The sequence below is a fragment of the Paenibacillus nitricinens genome (assembly GCF_052056485.1).
Classification (GTDB): Bacteria; Bacillota; Bacilli; order Paenibacillales; family Paenibacillaceae; genus Paenibacillus_AQ; species Paenibacillus_AQ nitricinens.
The window spans coordinates 1,136,973-1,159,182 of the sequence record NZ_CP183948.1; the positions used below are offsets into that span (position 1 = coordinate 1,136,973).

Here is a 22,210-nt window from a genome sequence, read left to right on the forward strand (position 1 = left end):
TTTTCCAAAGATTACGCCATACTTTATAATAGAAAGGTTGCGTTCGATGAGACACACTGAACTGCCCGGAAAACAGGGCCTGTATGATCCCCAGTTTGAAAAAGATGCTTGCGGCATGGGATTTGTAGCCCATATTAAAGGCAAACCGTCCCATGATATTGTTAGTAACGCTTTAACAATGCTCTTTAATATGGAGCATCGTGGCGGACAAGGTAGCGAACCCAACTCTGGTGACGGAGCAGGTATCATGCTTCAAATTCCGCACCGTTTCTTTGCTAGTGAAGCCCAGAAGCTTGGCTTTGCTTTGCCGGAACAAGGCCATTATGGTGTAGGCATGATTTTTCTATCTCAAAACGAGAAAGTTCGGGCTCAGCATGAGGCTCTTTTAAGCAAAATTATTGCTGAAGAAGGTCAGGAAGTACTCGGCTATCGTGATGTACCTACTTATGATGAAATGCTAGGCAAAACAGCGAAGGCTGCAAAGCCTTTTGTGCGCCAAGTGTTTATCGGTCGCTCGGCCTCGGTTACGAGCGAATTGTCTTTTGAGCGTAAGCTTTATGTCATTCGCAAACGTGCAGAACTTGCGATTCGCTACGGTGGTGTAGAAGAGGCTGAAGCCTTCTATATCCCAAGCTTGTCATGTCGTAAGATCGTGTACAAAGGCATGCTGACTACAGAACAAGTCGGACAATTCTACCTGGATTTGCAGAACGAAGAGCTGGAATCAGCAATCGCGTTAGTTCACTCCCGTTTCAGTACGAATACCTTCCCAAGCTGGGAACGTGCGCATCCCTACCGCTTTATGATCCACAATGGTGAGATTAATACCTTGCGCGGAAATGTGAACTGGATGCATGCTCGCCAGTCGCTGTTCAAGAGTGAAGTGTTCGGCGAAGATCTGAGCAAGATCAAACCTGTTATAAACCCGGATGGATCGGACACTGCAATGTTTGATAATACCTTTGAGTTTCTTTATTTGAGCGGACGCTCCTTGACGCAGGTAGCCATGATGATGGTCCCTGAACCATGGAGCAATCATGACAGTATGAACGCCGACAAGAAAGCTTTTTACGAATATCACAGCACTTTGATGGAGCCATGGGACGGACCTGCTGCAATGGGCTTTACAGATGGTGTGCAAATCGGCGCTATTTTGGACCGTAACGGCTTGCGGCCTGCTCGTTATTATGTAACAAAGGACGACATGATTATTCTATCCTCCGAAGCGGGTGTACTGGACATTCCAGCAGAGGACATCTTATATAAAGACCGCCTGAAGCCTGGACGCATGCTGCTCGTGGACACGAAGGAAGGCCGCATTATCTCCGATGAGGAAGTTAAATCGGCTATCGCCACCGAGAAGCCTTACCGCCAGTGGCTGGATGAGCATTTGATTAGTCTCGAAGAGCTTCCAGATGCGCCTGAGCTACCCAATCCTAAGCATGACAATGTGCAGCAGCTGCAGCAAGCATTCGGCTATACTTTTGAGGACTTGCGCAAGGTGCTTGAGCCAATGGCATCTACTGGCGCTGAAGCTGTAGGTTCCATGGGGTATGATGCGCCGCTCGCTGTGCTTTCTGACCGTCCGCAGCGTCTATATAACTATTTCAAACAAATGTTTGCTCAAGTTACGAATCCGCCAATCGATGCGATTCGCGAAGAGCTGGTTACCTCTACTACGACTACGATTGGACCAGAGCGTAACTTGCTTAAACCAGAACCAGAAAGCTGTCGCCAAATCTCGCTGCACACACCGATTCTTTCGAATGAAGACTTTGCTAAAATTCGTCATGTTCGTCGAGCAGGCTTCAAGTCGATGTCTATTCCGATTCTTTTCCCGGCTGAGCTCGGAGCAGAAGGAATGCGTATCGCGCTTGAGCGTATGAACGAGGCTGCGGATCGCGTTATGGCTAAAGGTCATAACATTCTGATTCTGACGGACCGCGGTGTGGACCGTGAGAATGCTGCGATTCCTGCTCTACTTGCGGTATCGAGCTTGCATCACCATCTGATCCGGCAGGGAACACGGACAAAAGTTAGTATTTTACTTGAATCCGGTGAACCTCGTGAAGTCCATCATTATGCACTTCTGCTTGGTTATGGTGTGAGTGCAGTCAATCCGTATCTGGCCTTTGAAAGTTTGGATGATATGATCGGCCAAGGCTTACTGCGGGGAATCTCGCATGAGAAGGCTGTGAAGAACTATATTAAAGCTGCGACTAAGAGCGTAGTTAAGATTCTTTCCAAAATGGGGATTTCTACTATTCAATCCTACCGGGGCGCGCAGATCTTTGAAGCTGTGGGTCTGAACTCGGAGTTCGTGGATCGTTACTTTACTTGGACACCTTCCCGCATTGGCGGTATTGGTCTGGAGGAAGTAGCAACCGAGGCACTTATCCATCATAACCGTGCTTTCACTGAAAAAGACGGAAATGATAAAGTGCTTGATTCCGGTGGTGATTATCAATGGCGAAACGATGGGGAAGATCATTTGTTCAACCCGCAGACCATTCATCTGCTTCAGCACTCTGTGCGTAGTGGAGATTATAAAATGTACAAGAAATATGCTGCACTGGTTCAAGGTGAAAGTGAGAAGCATCAGACAATTCGTTCTTTATTGCAGTTCAAGTCAGCATATGAACCGATTCCTTTAGAAGAAGTAGAACCCGTAGCGTCCATTATGAAACGGTTCAAGACGGGTGCGATGTCCTTTGGTTCCATTAGTAAGGAAGCGCATGAGACCCTCGCTATTGCAATGAACCGGATCGGTGGTAAGAGTAATACTGGTGAGGGTGGAGAAGATCCGGCCCGCTATATCCCGGACAGCAACGGCGATTCCCGTCGCAGTGCGATTAAACAAGTAGCTTCCGGACGTTTTGGAGTTACATCTAACTACCTTGTTAACGCTGATGAGATCCAGATTAAGATGGCTCAGGGTGCTAAACCAGGGGAAGGCGGACAGCTTCCAGGACGTAAAGTTTATCCATGGGTGGCTGAAGTACGCGGTTCAACAGCGGGTGTGGGCTTGATTTCACCTCCGCCGCATCATGATATTTATTCGATTGAGGATTTGGCAGAGCTGATCTATGATCTGAAGAATGCCAATCCACGTGCAAACATTAATGTTAAGCTCGTCTCTGAAGTCGGAGTAGGTACGATTGCTGCTGGCGTAGCCAAAGGGCGTGCTGATATTATCCTGGTAAGTGGCTATGACGGGGGGACAGGTGCATCTCCAATGAACTCCATTCGTCATGCTGGTCTTCCATGGGAACTTGGCTTGGCTGAAACGCATCAGACGTTGATGCTGAACAATCTGCGTGACCGCGTTGTACTGGAAACAGACGGAAAAATGCTTAGCGGACGCGATCTAGCCGTAGCTGTATTACTGGGTGCTGAAGAGTATGGCTTCGCTACTGCTCCGTTAGTAGCTGTGGGTTGTATCATGATGCGTGTCTGCCAAATGGATACATGTCCGGTTGGCGTGGCAACACAAAATCCAGATCTTCGTAAGAACTTTACGGGTGATCCACAGCATGTAGTTAACTTTATGACCTTTGTGGCACAGGATTTACGCGAAATTATGGCGAGTCTTGGCTTCCGTACGATTGAAGAGATGGTTGGCCGTACAGATTGCTTAGACGCTGCTCAAGCTTCGCAGCATTGGAAGAAGAAGGGCGTAGATTTGAGTAGTCTGCTGCATGTACCGGAAATGCCAGAGGGAAGCACACGCTTCTGTAGTAAACGTCAGAATCATGGTCTGGAAGAGACGCTTGATGTCTCTAAACTGCTGGATCTGGCTGCACCTGCACTGGAATCTGGAACGGCTGTAGAAGCATCGTTACCGATTACGAACGTTAATCGTGCCGTTGGAACCATCCTTGGCAGCGAGCTGACACGTAAATACGGGGCAGCCGGCTTGCCTGATGATACGATTCGTCTTCATTTCACCGGTTCTGCTGGTCAAAGCTTGGGTGCATTCGTACCTAAGGGGATCACACTTACGGTGGAAGGCGATTCCAATGACTACGTTGGTAAGGGACTGTCGGGTGGTAAGATTATTATCAAACCCTCTCCAAAAGCTACCTTTGCAGCTGAGGACAATATCATTATCGGAAATACTGCATTCTACGGAGCAACAGCTGGAGAAGCTTATATCAACGGTATCGCCGGTGAACGCTTTGCCGTTCGAAATTCTGGAGCGAAGGTTGTTGTAGAAGGTGTGGGTGACCACGGTTGTGAATACATGACCGGAGGCCGTGTGGTGGTTCTTGGTGAAACAGGCCGTAACTTTGCGGCAGGGATGTCAGGTGGTATCGCTTATGTTTACGATCCAGAGAGATCCTTCATCGGCCGCTGCAATCTCGAAATGGTCTTGCTCGAGAGAGTGGAAGAGCCAGAAGAGATCGAAGAGCTGCGCGAGCTGATTAGCCGTCATGTAGAGCTTACAGGCAGTGAGGCGGGAGCGCGGGTATTGGATCACTGGGCAGATAGCTTGCCGAAGTTTGTTCGGGTCATTCCGAAGGATTACAAACGGATGATGGAGCAGATTCGCAAAGTGGAGCAAACCGGATTGACCGGCGAGGCTGCTTTGATGGCTGCATTTGAAGCGAATATGCGCGAGCTTGCACGTGTAGGTGGCTAAATACCTGCATTCTGAAAAAACGGGTAATATTGAATGAAGTAATATAAGGGACTTGGACTCTTTCGTTTGCGGGAGGCCAGGTCCTTTTTTGTTCCAATTGAATCGAATTCTCGGTCTAAACAACGTTAGACTGTTTCTTTTTTGTAATTTTCTGAAAAAAACGGTATGGTAAACTTGTTTGTAAATGAAAGGAAGTGATACTGTGTCAAATACAGAAATGATGTCTGAACCTGTTGCCCGTCTGCAGGGAGTTACCAAGAAAATAGGCTCTAAGACGCTGGTGAGCAATTTAACGCTTGATATCCCACCGGGTCAAATATTCGGGTTTTTGGGACCAAACGGAGCAGGGAAGACGACAACAATACGAATGATGGTGGGATTAATTTCCATTAGCAGTGGGGATGTCCTGATTAGTGGTCATAGTATTAAAAATAATTATAAAGAGGCTATTGCAAGTGTTGGGGCTATTGTAGAAAATCCTGAAATGTACAAGTTTCTGTCCGGGTATCAGAATCTTAGACAATTTGCACGGATGGTACCGGGAGTCAGTAAGCAACGGATTGATGAGGTTGTGGAGCTGGTCGGGCTTGGTCAAAGAATTCATGACAAAGTGAAGACTTATTCCCTAGGTATGCGTCAGAGACTTGGAGTAGCTCAGGCACTACTAAACCGACCAAAGCTACTGGTTCTAGATGAACCAACCAATGGGCTTGATCCACAAGGCATACGTGAGCTTCGTGACTATCTGCGCCTACTCTGTCGTGAAGAAGGAACAACCGTATTTGTCTCCAGCCATTTACTTTCCGAAATGGAGCTCATGTGTGACAGTGTAGCCATTATTCAGAATGGGCAACTGCTTGAGGTAAAACAGCTAAAAGAGGTGGGCAATGTTACAATGCCTGTCGGAGAAACCTTGTTTGAGGTTGACGATGCTGAAGCTGCACTTGCTCTCATTGGACAAGGAACATTAAAGAGCGGTGGGCTTGTAGTTGAGGCGGCACGTGAAGATATTGCGGAGTTTAATGCCAGACTAGTGGCTGGTGGGATTAAAGTGTACAGTATCAAATCACTTGCCCGTACACTTGAGGATCAATTCTTAGAGGTTACAGGAGGTGAAGGAATTGAGTAATTTTACAGCGTTGATACATAATGAGAACATCAAGATATACAGTCGTGCTCGCACATGGATTATGCTGATTATTCTAGCAGTGTTTAGTGCGTTTCTTCCGGCTCTTATGTATTTCACAACGGATAACCCTGCATCACGCTTAGGCGTTTGGGACAGCTTCCAAATGATAGTGAGTGTTGTATTCTTCCTGAATACGATCTTCGTTGTTGTTATAGCCGCTGACTCCGTAGCGGGCGAATTTACCTGGGGAACCATCAAAATGCTGCTGATTCGCCCGTGGAGCCGTTCCCAGATCTTGCTCTCGAAATACATTAGCATTGTGTTGTTTAGCTTGCTTTGTACTGCAGTGTTGATTGTTTTTGGTTTAGCTGCATCGTTTATTTTCGCCTCACCAACTGGAGACACACTGTCTTCGATTGCAGCTTGGAGTCCTGCTGAGTATTCCTTTATAGATCTCCTATGCCGCTATGTCACTCTTTTCTTGACGGTTACACTTGCTTTTATGATCTCTTCCGTATTTCGGGCAAGTGGATTGGCGATTGGTTTATCTATGTTCATCATGTTTGCCCAAGGTATTTTCGCTGCTTTGCTTAATCCGGATGTGTTCGAATGGGCCAGATATTTAATTTTCACTCATATGGATCTAAGGGTCTACATGGGATCTGATGTTGGTCCAGGTGGTGCCACACTAGGCTTCTCCATTGCTGTGCTAGCAGTGTATTACGTTATATTCTTAGCAGTTTCCTGGTTTGTCTTCCGTAAACGGGACGTTGCTGGATAAAAAATAGGATTAACCGGCTTCAAGCGTTTCTTCTGCTTTGGAGGAACGTTTTGCTGACTTGTCCTTTTTCGTATTACTTTTGAGCTCACCTGCTTGTTCAGAGGTGGGCTGTTCCTGCATGGCGATGGACCCGTTAAGCAGGCTGCCCTCCATAATACTGAGTGCTCCTGCAGAAATATTACCGTGTAGCTCACCAGTACCAGTCATAATGAGCCTACGATCTGCGGTAACATCTCCATATACTTTACCAGCGATAACGATCTCTTCTGCTCTAATACTGGAGCGCACCGTGCCTTCCTCCCCTACAGTGACTACACCACTGCATATAATTTCTCCGCTAAAGGTACCTTCAATCCTCAGGTTCGTATCACAATGTACTTTACCCTCGAGCGTACCCCCATGACCAATCAGAGAGTCCGTAGACTTGAAAGGGGCACGCTGCTGCCGCTTGTTCCACATGTATAAATTCCTCCTAGTTCATTTATTTTCACATTAACATTTAGGGTTTAACATAATCCAATGGATCCACAGTTTTATTCTGCTTCACTACCTGAAAATGAAGATGAGGTCCTGTGCTTCGACCAGTGTTTCCAAGTAAGCCAATCTTCTGCCCCTTGTTAACCTTGTCTCCCGCAGATACATTCATTGCCTGCAGATGCATATACCAGGTTTCAAGCCCGTTCGAATGCTTTATCACGATATACTTGCCTCTCGCACCCATCTGCTCGGAGGTAACGACCTCTCCGTCTAAGGCGGCATATACAGGATCGCCTAAGTTCCCGGCAATATCGACACCTGAATGGAACGCGGATAAGCCTTTGAAAGGATCTGTTCGGTAGCCGAAGCTTGAGGAGATGACCCTAGAATCGGTAGGCCAGAGTACCGCTGCATTTAGTCTGGCTTTTTCAGCCTGAGCTTTTTTTGCCTGTTGATTTGCTTGAATGTTATTTTCATGCTCGGCCAGAGTGATAGTCTGAGTAATACTTTCTACCATTTCATCGAGCATACCGTGGATCTCTTCGAAATCGTCTTTTGTTTCCTCCACCAGATTTAGTGATTCGTTCTGATAAGACGCGATATATTCTCCGCCTACCTGTGATGTGATTGTAGCTTTAAAAGATGTCTCATTTGGGATTGGCATAGCGTTACGGCTCGATAAGCCTAAGGTTGAATTTGAAGCAGTAGATCCCGTTTTTGATTCTTTTGTTTCAGTGGCGGAGCCTTTGCTTTTGTTAATCAAAGACTGCAGCTCCTGTTCCAGCGCATTTACACTCTTCAGCTTGTCTTTAATATGATCTGCCTCTTCTGATAGCTCGCTGACTTGAGTACGAAGCTGCATTAGATCCTTATCCTTGTCAGCGACCTTCATTTCCATGCGGAGATTGGTTAGTGATAGTGCGGCTGCCTCAGCTTCCAGTTGTGAGATCGACTGCGAGGCATGGAAATGCATAGAGGTGACCAGACTGGAGAGGGACAGGGCTGCTGCTGCCGGCAGGGCGAACGCAAGTGGCTTGGAGATGTGGAGTTGTTTGACTGGGCGTCCGGCGTCCCTTACGACGAGCAGCGTAATCCGGTTATGATCTGGCTGACTCTTCATGGCTTCTCCTTTCTGCGGCATATGGCAGCCGCCTTACGATACACGAAGCTAACGACCTTACTTGCATTAGGCTCATCCCGAATTGTCTTACTACTCTATGTATTCCATATCTTTCGGGAACATGACAACGGTTTGTTTGAATAAAGAAAGAGAGTTACGGCAAAACCTGTACTAGAGTCGCCGCAGCGAGTCTATTGCAACTGTTTTATTAATGGAGGGGGTAGGGAATTGAAGACCTTTGCGATAATTCTAAGTCTTTTTATTGTACAACTCGCAGTTATTGTATTTTTGGAGTTCCGTCGCCCGCAAAGGGCTATGGCGTGGTTGTTCATTTCATTCTGTTGTCCGCCGCTGGGTCTGGCATTCTATTATTTTCTGGGCCGTGATTATAGACAGAATCGGAAATTAAACAAAAGATGTACTTCACTATTTCGTGAAATTCGTTCACATGTCTCTGGCAATATTAAGGTAGTAAAGGATGTTACTGAGAGTGGAAACGCTCAGTTTGAGAATAATAAAGGTCTATTGGATTTACTCTCGAAAATCGCAGAAGGACCGATTACTGGTCACAACAAGAGCAGGGTATTATCCACTGCTAGAGAAGCGTATGATGCTATGCTGGAAGCTATGGAAGAGGCGAAAGAACATATACACATGGAATTCTATATTTATCGTGATGATGAGATTGGTGAGCAATTTCAAGATGTTATGATTCGGAAGGCGCGACAGGGCGTTAAGGTACGCTTGCTTTGTGATGGTTTGGGCAGCCATCAATTAAGCCGGAGATTCATTCGTACATTGAGTAATGCGGGAGTAGAGTTCCACTTTTTTTTACCTCCGATTAGTTCACTGTTGGATCGTCGTTTTAATTTCCGAAATCATCGGAAGATCCTGGTGGTGGATGGGCTCGTTGGCTTCACGGGTGGAATGAATATAGGGGATGATTATTTGGGGAAGGATCCCAAAATGGGATATTGGCGTGATACCCATCTGCGTCTGGAAGGAGACTCGGTATATTACATTCAGTATGTGTTCTTAAAGGATTGGACACTGGCCTCTGGCGAAAGTATGAGTCATCCGCGTCTATTCCCAAAACATACTTGTGAGGCGCAAGAAGCCGTGCAGATTGTTGGGAGTGGCCCGGATGCTGCAATAGACGCTTCTCAGGAGATGTATTTTGCCGCCTTATGCGCAGCTAAACAGCGGATTTGGATTACTTCACCGTATTTTATTCCTGATCCTGCCATATGCCGGGCATTGAAAAGTGCAGTACTTCGTGGAGTGGACGTAAGAATTATCATTCCGGCGAAGCCTGATAATATGCTTGTTTATCATGCTTCTTTGTCTTATTTAGAAAATTTACAAGACGCAGGAGTGAAATTCTACAGCTATACCAAAGGATTTATGCATGCCAAAATCATGATTATCGATGATCTGCTCGCTACAGTGGGAAGTGCAAATCTGGATATGCGCAGCTTTTATTCTAATTTTGAAATGACAGCTGTGCTGCTACATCCTGATGCTATCTCTCCGATAGTCAAAGGGTTTGAGAAGGATCAGAAGCACAGTGAATTTATTGATCCTGTAAAGTTTAAGGAGAGAGGGCGAATTGTCAAACTCGGTGAAGGGCTGTGTCAGTTGTTATCTCCGCTATTATGAGCGGAAAGAGGACTAAATCTGAATTTTTCGAAGGATATAACGTGTTCCATTCATTATTAGGGCTTATTTTGTGATATAATAATTGTATAAGAAGAAATGTATGAAAGTATAGATTATAATTATACTTCCGAATGTTTCAACACTATACTGTTAAATTGTAGGGGGAGTTCTATGAATGTGAGTCCACAAATGATTGCCAAAGAGGAAAAGAACAAGCTGCAGAAGACCGGAACACATAAAATGGCTAAGTTCGCGCAGCGTATGATCATGTTATCCATTGGGGCAGCAATGATGGCTGTTGCACTTGAGATATTCCTCGTACCGAATCAAATGATTGATGGTGGGATTACCGGTATCTCTATTATTTTATCACATCTATTCGACATTCCTCTGGGGATTTTATTGACGCTGTTAAACCTTCCGTTCTTGTTAATTGGTTATAAGCAAATCGGTAAGACCTTTGCCTTATCTACCTTATATGCAATTGTGCTTATGTCTATTGGTACTTCAATGTTGCATCATGTGAATGCCTTTACGGTTGAGCCAATGCTTGCAGCCGTTTTTGGGGGGATCATTCTTGGTGTAGGTGTTGGGTTAGTAGTACGTTTTGGCGGATCTCTAGATGGTACAGAAATTGTTGCGATTCTAGTGGCCAAGAAGCTTCCCTTCTCTGTAGGTGAAGTTGTTATGTTCTTCAACCTGTTCATCTTGTCCGGAGCTGGATTTGTGTTCGGTTGGAATAATGCAATGTTCTCACTAATTGCTTATTACATTGCTTTCAAGGTAATTGACATTACACTTGAGGGTCTGGATCAATCGAAATCGGTATGGATTATCAGTGATAAATTCCGTGATATCGGTGAAGCCTTGACGGAACGTCTTGGACGTGGTGTTACTTATTTAGATGGAGAAGGCGGATTTTCCGGGGAGAATAAGAAAGTAATCTTCGTGGTTATCACCCGTTTGGAAGAAGCCAAGCTTAAATCCATTGTTGAGGATTGGGATACTGGTGCATTCATCGCAATAGGTAACATTCATGATGTTAAAGGTGGCCGTTTCAAGAAGAAAGCCATTCATTAGCTTGGCACTTTAGTATTATTAACTGAAAGAAGGTATTTTTACGAATAATGGAGCAATAAATACGGTGAACAAGACTCGATATGCCGTATTCTTATACAATATACCTTCTGTCCTTGAGTGGGACGCCTGATAAGCCCGGAGCATGAAATGATGCTGCGGGCTTATTGTTGTTTTTTGGCTCATTATTCGTGTCATTCCATCCCTACGGAAGCTTAGCAATGAGCTGTTTGACGGGTTGCGGAGGCACCTTTTCCAAAAGATCTCCCATCCGTTGCAGGCGTTCCTCAATATTGAGCAGATGAAAATCAGTAGGAGATACGTTTTGCTGAACCTCTTTCCATAGCAAGGGTGTGGATACTGTAGCAAGCGGTCTGGCACGTGGTGTGTAAGGTGCAGCTAATGTTTTGCCACTGTAATGCTGGAGGTAGTCAAAATAGATTTTATCTCCGCGATTCTTCTTCAGACGCTCCAAGGTGAATAAATCGGAGTGCTTTTCAGTGACATAACGACCGACGAAATGTCCGATTTTTCGCAATTCATCAAAAGTAACGCCAGTTTCGATAGGAACAATGATCTGCACCCCGGTAGCGCCAGAGGTTTTGGGTACAGAAGATAAACCAAGGGAGGTTAAGACCGTCCCAACGATTGAAGTGGCTTCCATGATACGAGGCTCAACCTCACGTGACGGGTCTAGATCAATCATCCATTCACAAGGTAGAGCGCTGCCGACATAATGCAAAGAAGGATGGAATTCCAAAGCAGCCAGATTACCCAGCCAAATCAGCTCAGGTAAACCTTGTAGCTTAATATAATTTATATTCTCATGTAAAGCGGTCTGGACAAAGGCAGGAAGAGGATCAGGTGCATTTTTCTGATAAAAGGACATTCCAGAGACACCGTGCGGATAACGAATGACGGTCAGCAGCCGATCTCGGCAATAGCGCAGCAGATAGGGAGAAAGTGCAGCAAGCTTTTGCAGATAAATCCGCTTCGTAATGCCACATTCTGGCCAGAGCAGCTTCTCTGGGTTCGTGATAATGATTTCTTCTCCGTCTACGGTAATTGTACCTTTGATCGCCGCGGGCATCTGAAACCTCCTTTGCATTATAGGAATGAGGGTATTATGTGCCAGTCTGTTTCTTTTCATGAAAAAAATATTTCCAAAGTGTCCCTTTTGGATGATCATAGGAGTTATAAGGATATACGATTACGTGAAAGGGGAGTTTGCTGATATTGGACGGAATCGAGTACACCGTCGTTCGGGTACAGGCAGGCGAGGTAGAGTCCTATGCCCTTATCGTCGAGGCTTATCAAAAGCCGATTTACCGCTATTGCTGCCGGCTGCTTGGAAGCCGCACGGAAGCAGAGGATGCGGTACAAGATATTCTGGTAAAGGCCTATCAGCATATAGGCACGTACCGCCCTATCGCGAGCTTTTCATCATGGTTATATAAAATTGCCTATCATCATTGCCTTAGTCTAATCCGCAAACGCCAAAGACATTTAAAGATTATGGCGCTTTTTCAACCCGAGCCTCCTGCAGAAAGTCCGGAACAGTTGATGGACCGTTACATCTTTAACGAACAGCTCACGATTGCCCTCTCAAAGCTGAAAATGGATGAGCGAAATCTGTTAGTACTTCGAATCTTTGAGGAACAGAGCTTTCCGGAGATTGCGGAGATCCTCGATAAAAATACGGATGCCGTGAAGAAGAGATACAGGCGTACGATTACGAAGCTTGGCAAAATGATGAATGCTCAGAAAGGGGGGACGGAATGGTGGGGCAACGGCAACGAAGCTTTGTTGAAGAGAAAATGATAAAAAAAATGGACGCATGGGGTGACTGTGACGATCTAGATGTAAAAGCAGCTGTTATGAAGCGGGTAAGGGCGATTCATGATCAACAGAAAATAATAGATGGAGAAATGGCCCACTTCCGTGACGAGCTGGATTCATTCTCAAAGCCGGGAAATCCCGTTATGCAAAAGCAAGAGAAGATACTCCCGCATCCATCTAGGTTTAGAAAAAGACTTCTCTCAGGGGTATCCGCAGCTGCATTGCTGGGAATGATCGGATTTGGTGCTCTTCAGCTGTCTGGACTTGGGGATTTAGCGGAACATGGGAGCCAGTCTACAATTGATATCACACAGCCTTCGGATGGCGCTATTACATTAGTAAGCAGTGGAGGTAAAGCTATTGTTCAGACGGTTCACAATAATACCCCTGTTCCCACAACCTCTACTGCGATAGAGAAGTATCTAAGCTTATTAGAGACTTATAAAGAGCAGGTGCTTGCTTACTTGAACGTTGGAGAAATGGCTGCTTATTATGTGAATGATCCTGAATTTACTAAGTTGGTCAAAGGTTTAGGTTATGGGAATCAATTGCAGTACGCCTTCAAATCTCCTGTGTATACGAAGTATCAAGATTTCGCAAATGAATTAAAAGGGACTGGCGATTTCTGGCCAGAGCTGCCTTCCAAGCTCACTAATGGTTATGAATTTGAGCAAGCAACTTTTAAAGCCGCTTCTCCTTACGGGTCGATAAACACGGAGCATAAAGAAATGTTTGAACAATTTCAAAAGAAAGCTAAGGCCGATGATACAGGCCAAAAGCTGTTTATGGAGAAGATAACTGTGAATGCCATAGAGAGTGCTGAGGTTACCTATCACAAGGGGGATCAAAGAATTACATTATCCTTAAGCCAGAGTGAACTACTTGGAAACGGTGCACAACAAGTGTCCATCCTGGAAGGTCAGACTGCTGAAAAATGGTCTCTGACAAACACAGGTAAAGAGGCGGCTTTTATCGCTGCGAGTACACAGCAGGGGGCCCAGGCTTGGTATTCCTTGAATCGTTTGTATTGGTATGATGAGGCCAGCCAGACGATTCGTAGTCTAAATGATGGATTGAATAACAGTTTAACCCGTGAACAATGGCAAGTGATTGCCAATAGTTTTATTCGCTAGCTACTGTTGTTCTATCCGTACAATATGAGAAGCTGTCTCAAAAGTAGTGAAATCTACTTGGGAGGCAGCTTTTTTTATAGAATAGGAAAAGTAATGGATTTTACTGTGCCATGTGACGATATGCCACGTGTAGTGTTCTATGCTACTGGTTGGGGCGGTGGGCGATGTGCTATGTGTGATTTACTTGCGGCTTGCAGTAGATGATTTGTGGAATTAGTGGTATATGTGACGGTGGACTATGGACGATACGTTCTGTGTTTGTGCAATGTATAGGTTGCTTGGGACGGCCTCTTTTTTTGTGAGAAAAAGTCCCTTTCTCCCATGCTGAAGTGTTATAGAAGTGTAGTTGAAAAACAGGGCGAAATTACATCTACCCTTTTAGAAGGAGGTGATTAGAACTTGAAGCTTAATAATCAATTCAAAAAAATACTGATGGCGATTTCTGCAGTAACCTTGCTGGGAATAGGAGTGATCTTGGGTGGGGAGGTATCTGGCTTGTTCCTTTCGACCGCGTCGGCATCCGGGCAGCAGGCTTCAGCACCAATCGATCAGAAGATTCAGAAGCAACTGGATGCACTCGAAGCAGGGTTGAAGGAAGGAACGTTAATGGCTTATTACGTACGTGATAAAGTTTCCAATCCTCAGGATACGATCAGCTTCTCTGGCAAAGGATTTGTTTTTAAAGACTATAAATCTTTTGCAGCTAAATTTAAAGCGCTAAAGGGGCCGTCTACTCCGCAGCCTGGCAATCTTCCTAAAGGCTTCGCGCTGGCTACAGCTATCATTTACCCACCGGTCGTAGCTAATGATTCAGATCTGTATTTACAGTTAGAGCAAGAACTAAAGGCAGCAGCAGCGGCAGGTGAGCCCCATAAACAGTTGTTCAGTAAAGTTGTTAGCTGGAGCCAGACTAAATTGTCCATGCAGCTGTATGCCAAAGGAAAAGCCAATTTTAGCATTGTAACCGGGGCGCCGCCCGCCAAACTCCCCGAAGGAGCGGTACCTTTTGTACGAGCTACAGAAACTAAGAAAGAGCTGACGGTCAACGGAAGGAAAGTAGTGCTTACAACCGATTCCGCTAAAGATGCAAGCTTCAATACTAAACTGGTGTGGTTGGATAACTCAGGAACAGTGCAATATACCCTTTCAGACAATCGGGCCAGTAAACTGACGACAAATGAAATGCTGGCTGTAGCTAAAAGCATGATCAAATAACCAGATGGTTAAAGGAGGATATCATATTGATTATTAAAAAAAGTGCAGCTATTACGGCTTTAAGCTTAATAGTGTTGATGAGTGCGGTGAGTGGAACAGCAGGCGCAGTGCCTTCAGGAAGCAAGAATAAAAGCAAAGCCAACGCACCCGTTGAACAGAATACGCCGGTATCGCCAACGATTGAAGCGTTGATTGCTAAAGAAAATGCGGTTCCCTTAAAGGCGGGCGAAATTAAGATCCTTTATGTCAATGACAAGAAATCTAATCCAGATGAAACCTTGAGTATAAGCTATATGCCTTACAGATTCAGTTCCACAAATGAAGCAGCGCAGAAGTTATCTTCATTAAGCGGAAAGTCACTCCTGATACCTGCTTCACTCCCGGAGGATTATAAGCTGCAGGATGTTGTTTTAAATCCAGTGCTTCCGATGTTCTTCAGCACAGAGTATAAAGCCCTCAGAGATCAGATAAAAGCCAAAGCACAAGCTGCTGGTAAAAAAGTGATTTCCCAAAGCTTGAAGTGGAGCGACACAGAAACTTCTATCACCTATTTGCGAAATGGGGAGAGAGCGATTTTAAAATCTGCTCCTGCATATACGCTTCCGGAAGGGGTTACTTTGGCGCAGCTGCCTGGTGACCAAGATGAGAACTTGACCATCAATGGAGTTGAGTCAGTATACACTGTGTTTGGACCTCATCATGGAGATCTTAAAGTTCAGCTGGTATGGTCTAGTGCGGATGGAGGTACTGATTATAAGCTTACGAGTACAAAAAATACTGCGCAGACAAAAGCGGAGCTGGAGGCCATTGTAACAAGTCTTATAGCACAATAAACAACGTCCTCCCGTACAGTCGGGAGGACGTTTCTTTGGGGAAGAACTCATCCTTTTTGCTCCATAGTGCATGACTCCGGAGGAAGATCAACCTTAGCTTGAGTAACGGGCTGACGCAAAGTGCCTGAGGTATTCCATTCCAGAAAATGAACCTTGAAGACAAGCTTTGGTTTGATCCAAAATGCATTCTTACCTCGTTGCGGAACCTCTGCAAAGGGCATTTGATCTATTTTTAATTGATGTGCCTCCGCAGTTAATTCGCGTTTATCCTGTACAGTCAATTTGCCGGGTCCGGCATGCCCGATATAGTGTAGGTTACCATCATTGTCATACAGCCCGAGAAGCAATGCATTAACGATGCCGTCTCGGAACGTTACACCTCCGGCTACAGCCACAATGTCAGAAATGATTTTACGTTTCTGCCAGCGTTTATCTTTTCCGCCCGGAGCATAAGTGCTGTTGATATCCTTGCAGACGATTCCCTCTAGGCTTTGGTTCTGAGCGGCGGCAAATAGTTCTCCAGGATTGCTATAATTCGGTACGACTTGTACATGAGGATGGGGCAGCAAAATATCGCTTAGCAGCTGCTGCCGCGAGCATAAAGGTTGATCCATCGTCGATTGGCCATTGTACAACAGAATATCAAAAATCATATAAATGACAGGAACCTGATACCTAACGACAGAAATGGTGGAGCCATTCTTTAAGCTGTCCCTCCGCATGACCTCGTGGAATGAAGGTTTTCCATCCTTGAGTGCAATAATCTCACCATCAAGAATAACGGAGTCCGCTTTGCAGTAAGCAGATACATCCGTAAGCTCAGGGTATTGCGTTGTACGGTAATTGCCGCGTCTGTTAATAAGCTGAGTAGTGCTTCCGTCGTAATAGGACAACATGCGAACGCCATCCCATTTAATCTGTGCAATCCACTGGTTGCCTGCTGGAAGCTGCCCAGCCAGTATGGGTTCAAAAGGAATAATAGGCTGAAGCTTCATCAGCAGAGCCTCCTAAGATACGGTTGTTTTACTTTTGGGGCTACGACGCTTCGGTTTGGGTGCGATGACTGGAATCGGCCCAGAAGCTTCATTCTGCAGTTCGGCAGGTTCAGCTGCTGCTTTGGTCTTGGAAGTTTTTCTTTTGGCAGCCGGAGTGGCTTTTGTTTTTGTCTTCTTGGTACCTGCTATTGAAGGACCTGGATCTGTAGGAACATGCTGTACCGCCTGAATACTGGCCTGCAATGCTGCCATAAGATCAATTACATTACTTTCCTGTTTAGCGGGAGCAATATGAAATTCTTCGCCTGCAATTTTATGTGAAATTAGATCAAGCATACGCTGGCGATAATCATCGGTATATTTGGCCGGATCAAAAGGCGTGGACAGCTGTGAAATCAGCAGCTTCGCCATATCCAGCTCTTTATCATTCACCGTCCCTGCTTCGGGCAGGCCGGGCACTTGTGAGACTGGTCGCACTTCATCAGGATAAAAAATAGTCTCGATGGCGAGGCAATCCTCCAGCACACGAATAGCAGCGAGACTGCTTTTGGAACGAATCGAAATTTTGGCGATGCCAATTTTACCAGTTTGACGCATGGCCTCCATAAGAAGCCGGTATGCATTTGTCCCTGCCTGATCCGGGGATAAATAATAGGTTTTTTGAAAATAAATCGGATCGATCTCCGTCAGATCGACAAAGTCGAGTATGGTAATGCTTTTGCTGCTTTCGTCGGTCAATTGATCCAGTTCCTCTTTGTCGAATAGAACAAATTTCCCTTTTTCATATTCATACCCCTTGCCGATTTCTTCCCAAGCCACCTCTTTGTCACATACTGGACATTTACGTACATACGACAGAGGGCTGCCGCATTCCTTATGAATATAACGCAGGGAAATGTCCTTATCTTCCGTAGCGGAGAACATTTTAACCGGAACATGCACTAGCCCGAAGCTGATGGCTCCTTTCCAAACGGTATGCATGAGAAACCCCTCCTGATCTAAGTTGGTCTGCTTTGGGTTAGTATGAGGCAGGAAAGGCTTTTCTAGCCGGGTGCATTTTTTGAGAAGCATGGGAAAATATAAAACCAGGCCTATAAAGCTGAGGAGGAGAATACAAGGAATGGAACCCAGGGATAACGAGTGGACCGATGCATTAAGTGAGCAGGATATTCCAGCGGCAGTTGTGGATTGGGATAGTATTATTGCTCCCCCGGAGGCTAGTCAGGTATCTGATTCGGAGAAGCTGGATGCAGAACGAACCCTCGAAGATACATCACCCTTAGAATCGTAAACTATAGGAAAAATAAAGGAGGAGAACAGTGGTGGACGTCAAACGGGCACAGGATATTTATGCTTCTAAAGAGACGGTAAGTGTACATTTGGATGGAGAACCTGTATGGATTGAGCATGTGGATGCACAGAACGGAATGGCTACGGTTCAAGTGGGCTCTCGACCAACGAATACGCATACGGTAGGTGTTGAACGGTTAGAGGAGCAAGAACATTAACAGGGTTTGTTCGAAGAGCTGAGATAATCTAAATCACACTTTTATAAAAGAGACTCTTTATGCTTATTCTTTGCGTAGAGGTCTCTTTTTCTATTGTTGGCATACTGGCATGGAAGATTGAATGGGGACAGTTGTTGCGGTGGATGGAGCATACCGATATAATTAATAGTAATGGTTTTTGGCAGGTACATTTTAAAAGGTGGTAGTTGTAGTTGGACAATACAGACGAAACGGTGTTCACTTACCGTTCTTACAGCCTCCAGGATACGGAGTTGCTTGCAGCTGCTCTAGCTACTGCTTCAACGCCAGGGATGATTATCGGTTTGGATGGCGATCTGGGCGCAGGAAAAACAGCATTCTCACAAGGATATGCTCGGCATCTCGGCGTAAAGGGGATTGTAAACAGTCCTACTTTTACAATTATTAAAGAGTATGAGGGCCGTCTGCCCCTATATCATATGGATGTATATCGGATTTCGCTTCAGGAAGCGGATGAGCTTGGACTTGATGAGTATTTCTACGGGCAAGGGGTCTGCTTGGTGGAATGGAGCAGTATTATTACGGATTTAATGCCGCCGCGGCATATGCATATATACATGGAAACAGTGGGGCCAGATGAAAGAATGATTACGGTGACCGGAATCGGGGAGCCGTATGGTGAGCTTTGCCGGCAGCTGATCCAGAAGTGGGGTTAAGGAATATGACGAATCAGAATACAGAGCCGCGCAAGCGGCTTTTAGCGCTGGATACATCAACTGCAGTATTAGGCGTGGCAGTTACAGAGAATGGGGAACTACTGCATGAAATAAATGCTTCCGGAGAACGGAATCATTCGGTGCATTTACTGCCGATCATTGAGCAGGCGCTGCAAGCAACAGGAACTACTGCTGCAATGCTGGGCGGGATTTCTGTTGGTGTGGGTCCTGGATCGTATACAGGTACGCGTATCGCAGTTACCGCTGCCAAAACGCTGGCATGGGCATGGGATGTCCCCGTTGTCGGTATTTCGAGTCTACATGCAGTAGCATGGGGCGGATATCAAACAGCCCTCAAGAATAACGTGATGACCAAAGCGCCGGAACAAACTACCGAGAATAACAGCTACGGGCCTGATTGGATCATTCCACTAATGGATGCGCGCCGAGGACAGGTGTATACAGGATTATTCGCAGCTGAGGGAAATGCTCCTAGCCGTCTTGAGCCTGATGCCATCCGTCTGATGGCAGATTGGGTGGAGTACTTAGCTGAACGTTTAGGACAGGCGTCAGTCGAGGGAAACAAGCCTGCTGTTCTTTGGTTTGTTGGGGAGACTGAAGTTCATGGCAGTGCGGAATCGCTTCGTCCTTTGAAGGATCTTGGCATTTCTATTGCGCTTCCTTATGAAATGGAAGGCCGCTGGACAGGATTTCTTGGAGAAGCGCGGCTTCAGGTAGGGAAAGATGATATCCATAGCTTGATCCCTAACTATACTCAGATCTCAGAAGCGGAGGCCAATCTGCGGTTAAGCAGAGAAGGGGGCTTAAAGAAACTATGACGGAAGCGGAATCAATGATAGCTCAAGAGGCTGAACTTGTTTTTCGTTTGATGAAGCTTACGGATATTCCTGACATTCTTATCATTGAACGGGAAGCCTTCACGATGCCTTGGACAGAGGAAGCTTTTCGCAACGAGCTAACGCATAATCATTTTGCAAAATATATGGTTATGGAGCTGGCAGGTCATATAATCGGTTATGCTGGTATGTGGGCCATCGTGGATGAGGCGCATGTGACGAATATAGCCTTGCTTGAAGCCTATCGTGGACGTAAATGGGGCGAGCGCCTGCTGGAAGAGCTGATGGAGACGGCGTCTTATGTAGGTATGAAGTCTATTACACTTGAGGTACGGGTATCGAACGAGGTAGCACAGAATTTATATCGTAAAAAAGGCTTTCGTTCTGCTGGCACACGCAAAGGATATTATTCCGATAATCGCGAGGATGCGCTCATTATGTGGGCGGATCTTCCAGAGTACGAGGAGCATGGCAATATGGAAGGAAGCGTGGACTTGAAATGAAGACAGAAACGGGCGCAGCTCAGCCTGTACTAATACTTGCTATTGAGACGAGTTGTGATGAAACGTCGGTCGCTGTAGTCAAAGATGGCTCTGAAGTGTTATCCAACATCATCTCGAGTCAGATTGAGACGCATCGCGCCTTCGGCGGCGTTGTACCAGAAGTAGCTTCCCGTAAGCATGTGGAAGTAATTACACTGGTGATAGAAGAAGCACTCGCTACAGCAGGGGTTACACCAGCTCAGTTATCGGCGGTGGCGGTTACACAAGGCCCAGGTTTGGTGGGGGCTTTACTTGTCGGGGTAGTGGCTGCCAAGAGCCTTGCCCTCGCATGGGGGAAGCCGCTAATTGGCACACATCATATTGCAGGACATATTTATGCTAACCGTTTAGTGGCAGAGTTGCAGTATCCATGCATGACACTAGTGGTGTCCGGCGGGCATACTGAACTGGTTCATATGGAGCGGGAGGGTGAGTTTCGAATTATTGGTCGGACCCGTGATGATGCAGTAGGCGAAGCTTATGATAAAGTGGCACGGGCACTAGGATTCCCTTATCCCGGGGGACCCCACGTGGATCGTCTAGCACGCGAGGCGACTGAGGTTGTGCCGTTGCCACGCGTATGGCTGGAGCCGGGTTCTTATGATTTCAGCTTCAGTGGCCTAAAGTCGGCTGTGCTGAATGTTGTGAATCAAAGTAAGATGAAAGGTCTTACACCAGATGTGGCAGGCATTGCCCGCGGGTTCCAAGAATCTGTGGTCGAGGTGCTGGTGGAAAAAGCCGTACGCGCTGTTAAGGCTACTAACTCCAAGCAGTTATTGTTGTGTGGAGGGGTTGCTGCTAATGCTGGATTGCGCGCAGCATTGATCTCACGCTGTGAAGCGGAGGGCATTGAGCTTATTATTCCACCTCCGGTATACTGCACGGATAATGCAGCTATGATTGGAGCTGCTGCTTATGTGAAGTGGCAGCATGATGGCGGTACTCCGCTGGATATGGTTGCAGACCCTGGATTCTCACTGGAACAATGGTCTGTATCCGCCTATTGACATCATTTGGAGCTAACGAGTATAATCAGTTCAATTATATAAGGAAACGCGATGAGCGGAAGTAGTAAGGATACTCTGGGATAATAAGAGAGCTGCGGGTAGGTGCGACGCAGTCGAAGGGGACCTGAACTCGTCTGGGAGCGGAACGGTGGAAGCATTACCGGCAATTGTCGCCGGAACGTTCGTACACCGTCTACGGGTAACCTCCGTGATAGGGTGGTCGAGTACTAACATACTGGGCCGTTGAGTGGATGTTCAATTGGAATCGGTAGTAATTTAACCGGTACAGAGCATCAACAAGAGTGGTACCGCGAAGGTTAACAGCCTGTCGTCTCTTGAATGAGATGGCAGGCTTTTTTGTATGGATTTTGAGTAGTGAGTAATGTATATAATACACGCTAAGAACGGGAGTAGTAGGGAATGACGGTGAACAGAGAGCTGCGGGGTGGTGCGACGCAGTCACCGGATGTCTTGAATCTCGCCCGGGAGCGGAGCGGCGGAAAGAATAGTACGCTGCCTACGGTTGTCCCCGTTATCGGACCTTCCCAGTCCTTCCTGACACGATCAGGATGGACCGGGAAGAAGAGCTGGACGCAGCTTAACGGCTTGATTCTATGAATAGCCTATGCGTCAAAAAGAGTGGTACCGCGGAGGGGTGACCCGCCGTCTCTTTAGTAGAGACGGCGGGTTTTTGCGTTCTT

20 protein-coding genes and 1 other annotated feature are annotated in these 22,210 nt (G+C 46.2%); of the genes, 15 read left to right on the forward strand and 5 right to left on the reverse strand.

Annotated elements, in window-relative coordinates; all coding sequences use genetic code 11:
* Nucleotides 1-46: 46 nt before the first annotated feature.
* The 3 genes from gltB (at nucleotide 47) to ACN6KS_RS05030 (ending at nucleotide 6,552) form a co-directional block, all read left to right on the forward strand.
* Nucleotides 47-4,642 carry a glutamate synthase large subunit gene (gene gltB, locus ACN6KS_RS05020; RefSeq protein WP_440961492.1) on the forward strand — a complete coding sequence of 1,532 codons (4,596 nt, stop codon included), beginning with the start codon at nucleotides 47-49 and terminating at the stop codon, nucleotides 4,640-4,642.
* A gap of 217 nt (nucleotides 4,643-4,859) precedes the next feature.
* Nucleotides 4,860-5,771 carry an ABC transporter ATP-binding protein gene (locus ACN6KS_RS05025; protein WP_094871465.1) on the forward strand — a complete coding sequence of 304 codons (912 nt, stop codon included), beginning with the start codon at nucleotides 4,860-4,862 and terminating at the stop codon, nucleotides 5,769-5,771.
* Entirely contained in the window at nucleotides 5,764-6,552 is a 789-nt protein-coding gene (locus ACN6KS_RS05030) for an ABC transporter permease (protein ID WP_094871436.1), read from the forward strand. The genes ACN6KS_RS05025 and ACN6KS_RS05030 overlap by 8 nt, the downstream gene beginning before the upstream one ends.
* A gap of 9 nt (nucleotides 6,553-6,561) precedes the next feature.
* On the opposite strand, the gene ACN6KS_RS05035 is transcribed toward ACN6KS_RS05030, so the two are convergent.
* On the reverse strand, nucleotides 6,562-7,011 hold the full coding sequence (locus ACN6KS_RS05035; protein ID WP_094871437.1) for a bactofilin family protein: 450 nt from the start codon (nucleotides 7,009-7,011) through the stop codon (nucleotides 6,562-6,564).
* 40 nt (nucleotides 7,012-7,051) lie between these two features.
* Nucleotides 7,052-8,170 (reverse strand): M23 family metallopeptidase, encoded by a 1,119-nt coding sequence (locus ACN6KS_RS05040; RefSeq protein ID WP_440961493.1) that lies wholly within the window; start codon nucleotides 8,168-8,170, stop codon nucleotides 7,052-7,054.
* 207 nt (nucleotides 8,171-8,377) lie between these two features.
* On the opposite strand from ACN6KS_RS05040, the gene cls reads away from it, so the two are divergent.
* Nucleotides 8,378-9,808: a cardiolipin synthase gene (gene cls, locus ACN6KS_RS05045; protein ID WP_094871438.1), complete on the forward strand. Its 1,431-nt coding sequence runs from the start codon at nucleotides 8,378-8,380 to the stop codon at nucleotides 9,806-9,808.
* 240 nt (nucleotides 9,809-10,048) lie between these two features.
* Nucleotides 10,049-10,888, forward strand: coding sequence for a YitT family protein (locus tag ACN6KS_RS05050; RefSeq protein WP_231573468.1), 840 nt, complete (start codon nucleotides 10,049-10,051; stop codon nucleotides 10,886-10,888).
* A gap of 202 nt (nucleotides 10,889-11,090) precedes the next feature.
* On the opposite strand, the gene ACN6KS_RS05055 is transcribed toward ACN6KS_RS05050, so the two are convergent.
* Nucleotides 11,091-11,975 (reverse strand): DNA polymerase domain-containing protein, encoded by an 885-nt coding sequence (locus ACN6KS_RS05055; RefSeq protein ID WP_440961494.1) that lies wholly within the window; start codon nucleotides 11,973-11,975, stop codon nucleotides 11,091-11,093.
* Between the two features lie 143 nt (nucleotides 11,976-12,118).
* On the opposite strand from ACN6KS_RS05055, the gene ACN6KS_RS05060 reads away from it, so the two are divergent.
* The 4 genes from ACN6KS_RS05060 (at nucleotide 12,119) to ACN6KS_RS05075 (ending at nucleotide 15,905) form a co-directional block, all read left to right on the forward strand.
* Complete coding sequence (locus tag ACN6KS_RS05060; protein ID WP_373455887.1) at nucleotides 12,119-12,706, forward strand: RNA polymerase sigma factor; 588 nt, start codon at nucleotides 12,119-12,121, stop codon at nucleotides 12,704-12,706.
* Nucleotides 12,664-13,857, forward strand: a complete 1,194-nt coding sequence (locus ACN6KS_RS05065; RefSeq protein WP_440961495.1) for a hypothetical protein — start codon at nucleotides 12,664-12,666, stop codon at nucleotides 13,855-13,857. The genes ACN6KS_RS05060 and ACN6KS_RS05065 overlap by 43 nt, the downstream gene beginning before the upstream one ends.
* Nucleotides 13,858-14,256: 399 nt before the next feature.
* Nucleotides 14,257-15,072 carry a hypothetical protein gene (locus ACN6KS_RS05070; protein WP_440961496.1) on the forward strand — a complete coding sequence of 272 codons (816 nt, stop codon included), beginning with the start codon at nucleotides 14,257-14,259 and terminating at the stop codon, nucleotides 15,070-15,072.
* 26 nt (nucleotides 15,073-15,098) lie between these two features.
* Nucleotides 15,099-15,905 carry a hypothetical protein gene (locus ACN6KS_RS05075; RefSeq protein WP_440961497.1) on the forward strand — a complete coding sequence of 269 codons (807 nt, stop codon included), beginning with the start codon at nucleotides 15,099-15,101 and terminating at the stop codon, nucleotides 15,903-15,905.
* Between the two features lie 47 nt (nucleotides 15,906-15,952).
* Here the strand turns inward: ACN6KS_RS05075 and ACN6KS_RS05080 are convergent, their stop codons facing one another.
* Nucleotides 15,953-16,900, reverse strand: a complete 948-nt coding sequence (locus tag ACN6KS_RS05080) for an ATP-dependent DNA ligase (protein WP_440961498.1) — start codon at nucleotides 16,898-16,900, stop codon at nucleotides 15,953-15,955.
* A 12-nt stretch (nucleotides 16,901-16,912) separates the two neighbouring features.
* Nucleotides 16,913-17,881: a non-homologous end joining protein Ku gene (gene ku, locus ACN6KS_RS05085; RefSeq protein ID WP_280787776.1), complete on the reverse strand. Its 969-nt coding sequence runs from the start codon at nucleotides 17,879-17,881 to the stop codon at nucleotides 16,913-16,915.
* A gap of 139 nt (nucleotides 17,882-18,020) precedes the next feature.
* Between ku and ACN6KS_RS05090 the strand changes: the two genes are divergently transcribed.
* The 6 genes from ACN6KS_RS05090 (at nucleotide 18,021) to tsaD (ending at nucleotide 21,509) form a co-directional block, all read left to right on the forward strand.
* Entirely contained in the window at nucleotides 18,021-18,191 is a 171-nt protein-coding gene (locus ACN6KS_RS05090; RefSeq protein WP_280787777.1) for a hypothetical protein, read from the forward strand.
* Nucleotides 18,192-18,222: 31 nt separating this feature from the next.
* A complete protein-coding gene (locus ACN6KS_RS05095; RefSeq protein WP_042131867.1) occupies nucleotides 18,223-18,408 on the forward strand; it encodes an H-type small acid-soluble spore protein in 186 nt (61 codons plus the stop codon).
* 212 nt (nucleotides 18,409-18,620) lie between these two features.
* On the forward strand, nucleotides 18,621-19,103 hold the full coding sequence (tsaE, locus tag ACN6KS_RS05100) for a tRNA (adenosine(37)-N6)-threonylcarbamoyltransferase complex ATPase subunit type 1 TsaE (RefSeq protein WP_042185258.1): 483 nt from the start codon (nucleotides 18,621-18,623) through the stop codon (nucleotides 19,101-19,103).
* Nucleotides 19,104-19,108: 5 nt separating this feature from the next.
* The gene (gene tsaB / locus ACN6KS_RS05105) at nucleotides 19,109-19,942 is read left to right on the forward strand and encodes a tRNA (adenosine(37)-N6)-threonylcarbamoyltransferase complex dimerization subunit type 1 TsaB (RefSeq protein ID WP_341133844.1); all 834 of its coding nucleotides are present in this window, start codon (nucleotides 19,109-19,111) and stop codon (nucleotides 19,940-19,942) included.
* The gene (gene rimI / locus ACN6KS_RS05110; protein ID WP_440961499.1) at nucleotides 19,939-20,463 is read left to right on the forward strand and encodes a ribosomal protein S18-alanine N-acetyltransferase; all 525 of its coding nucleotides are present in this window, start codon (nucleotides 19,939-19,941) and stop codon (nucleotides 20,461-20,463) included. The genes tsaB and rimI overlap by 4 nt, the downstream gene beginning before the upstream one ends.
* A complete protein-coding gene (tsaD, locus tag ACN6KS_RS05115) occupies nucleotides 20,460-21,509 on the forward strand; it encodes a tRNA (adenosine(37)-N6)-threonylcarbamoyltransferase complex transferase subunit TsaD (RefSeq protein ID WP_094871449.1) in 1,050 nt (349 codons plus the stop codon). The genes rimI and tsaD overlap by 4 nt, the downstream gene beginning before the upstream one ends.
* 391 nt (nucleotides 21,510-21,900) lie before the next feature.
* Nucleotides 21,901-22,183: a binding site (T-box leader), on the forward strand.
* Nucleotides 22,184-22,210: the final 27 nt, after the last annotated feature.

Excerpts from the sequence above, each read along its gene's own strand:
- gltB (WP_440961492.1), top strand. The coding sequence starts at position 47 with ATGAGACACACTGAACTGCCCGGAAAACAGGGCCTGTATGATCCCCAG.
- ACN6KS_RS05025 (WP_094871465.1), top strand. The coding sequence starts at position 4,860 with ATGATGTCTGAACCTGTTGCCCGTCTGCAGGGAGTTACCAAGAAAATA.
- ACN6KS_RS05035 (WP_094871437.1), bottom strand. The coding sequence starts at position 7,011 with ATGTGGAACAAGCGGCAGCAGCGTGCCCCTTTCAAGTCTACGGACTCT.
- ACN6KS_RS05040 (WP_440961493.1), bottom strand. The coding sequence starts at position 8,170 with ATGCCGCAGAAAGGAGAAGCCATGAAGAGTCAGCCAGATCATAACCGG.
- ACN6KS_RS05050 (WP_231573468.1), top strand. The coding sequence starts at position 10,049 with ATGGCTAAGTTCGCGCAGCGTATGATCATGTTATCCATTGGGGCAGCA.
- ACN6KS_RS05055 (WP_440961494.1), bottom strand. The coding sequence starts at position 11,975 with ATGCCCGCGGCGATCAAAGGTACAATTACCGTAGACGGAGAAGAAATC.
- ACN6KS_RS05065 (WP_440961495.1), top strand. The coding sequence starts at position 12,664 with ATGGTGGGGCAACGGCAACGAAGCTTTGTTGAAGAGAAAATGATAAAA.
- ACN6KS_RS05080 (WP_440961498.1), bottom strand. The coding sequence starts at position 16,900 with ATGAAGCTTCAGCCTATTATTCCTTTTGAACCCATACTGGCTGGGCAG.
- ku (WP_280787776.1), bottom strand. The coding sequence starts at position 17,881 with ATGCATACCGTTTGGAAAGGAGCCATCAGCTTCGGGCTAGTGCATGTT.
- ACN6KS_RS05090 (WP_280787777.1), top strand. The coding sequence starts at position 18,021 with ATGGAACCCAGGGATAACGAGTGGACCGATGCATTAAGTGAGCAGGAT.
- tsaB (WP_341133844.1), top strand. The coding sequence starts at position 19,109 with ATGACGAATCAGAATACAGAGCCGCGCAAGCGGCTTTTAGCGCTGGAT.
- rimI (WP_440961499.1), top strand. The coding sequence starts at position 19,939 with ATGACGGAAGCGGAATCAATGATAGCTCAAGAGGCTGAACTTGTTTTT.
- tsaD (WP_094871449.1), top strand. The coding sequence starts at position 20,460 with ATGAAGACAGAAACGGGCGCAGCTCAGCCTGTACTAATACTTGCTATT.